The following is a 1,353-nucleotide window of genomic DNA, read 5'->3' as shown; positions in this document are numbered from 1 at the left end:
ACGCCTTCGCGAACGAGGAACTCGCCACGTTCGCCGAACTGACCGGAATCCCGGTGGGCAACACCCAGGCCGGCGTCGGCGTCCTGCCCTGGGACCACAAGTTCTCGCTCGGAGCCATCGGCTCCACGGGCACGACGGCGGCGAACGCCATCGCGGCCGAAGCTGACTTGATCATCGGAATCGGTACCCGTTACGAGGACTTCACGACGGCGTCGCGCACTGCTTTCCAGAACCCCGACGTGAAGTTCGTCAACATCAACGTGGCCGCGATCGACGCGTACAAGCACGGCACCGTACTGCCGATCGTCGCCGATGCCCGCAAGGCCCTCGTCAAGCTCAACGCAGCCCTCGGCGGCTACCGTGTCGGCGCGGACCTCGAGCAAACGATCGCGGCCGAGAAGAAGCGCTGGGACCGCATCGTGGATGAAGCCTTCGATACCCGGCACACCCCGCTGCCGGCCCAGAACGAGATCATCGGCGCCACCAACCGGGCCATGGATGAGCAGGACGTCGTCATCTGCGCCGCCGGCTCCCTGCCGGGCGACCTGCACAAGATGTGGCGTGTCCGGGATCCGTTCGGCTACCACGTCGAATATGCCTACTCGTGCATGGGTTACGAGATCCCCGGCGGCTTGGGCGTCAAGCGCGCGGCCCTGGCCGAGGCCGCTGCAGGCGGCAAGGATCGCGACGTCGTGGTCATGGTGGGGGACGGCTCCTACCTGATGATGCACACCGAACTGGTCACCGCCGTCGCCGAACGCATCAAACTGATCGTGGTCCTTATCCAGAACCACGGCTACGCCTCGATCGGCTCGCTTTCCGAGTCGCTGGGCTCGCAGCGCTTCGGCACCCAGTACCGCGTCCTGGACAAGGAACAACACTCCTTCGACGCCGGCGAGAACCTGCCCATCGACCTGGCCCTCAACGCCGAGTCCCTCGCGCGAAAGTCATCCGGATCGAACCGGGGGAGAAGGTCATCGCCGAACTGGAACAAGCCATCCGCGACGCGAAAGCGGCACCGGAAGACACCGGACCGATCGTGATCCACGTCGAATCCGATCCCTTGCTGGACGCGCCGAGCTCCGAATCCTGGTGGGACGTTCCCGTTTCGCAGGTCTCCGAACTCGAATCCACCCAGCAGGCCTACCAGACGTACACAGACCACAAGAACCGCCAGCGCAAGCTGCTCGGCTAGACCCCCTCAAGCTCTCTTCAAGCACCAGACAAGGAAGTCCGCACATGTCGACGACGACCACCCTGACCACCATCAAGCATTTCATCAACGGTGTAGAAACCGCCGGCGCCGCGACCGCAGCCAGCCGGTCTACAACCCGGCCCCGGTGGCCGGGTTGT

Annotated in this window: 1 pseudogene; it reads left to right on the top strand. The window is 64.7% G+C overall.

Annotated elements, in window-relative coordinates:
- Positions 1 to 1,195, top strand: a pseudogene (locus AHiyo1_RS07760) (thiamine pyrophosphate-dependent enzyme); the annotation flags it as partial.
- Positions 1,196 to 1,353 lie beyond the last annotated feature (158 nt).

The organism is Arthrobacter sp. Hiyo1 (assembly GCF_001263615.2).
Taxonomy (GTDB): Bacteria; Actinomycetota; Actinomycetes; order Actinomycetales; family Micrococcaceae; genus Arthrobacter.
Note: the sequence above shows the minus strand (reverse complement) of the source record. Positions and strands in the feature narration are given on the sequence as shown.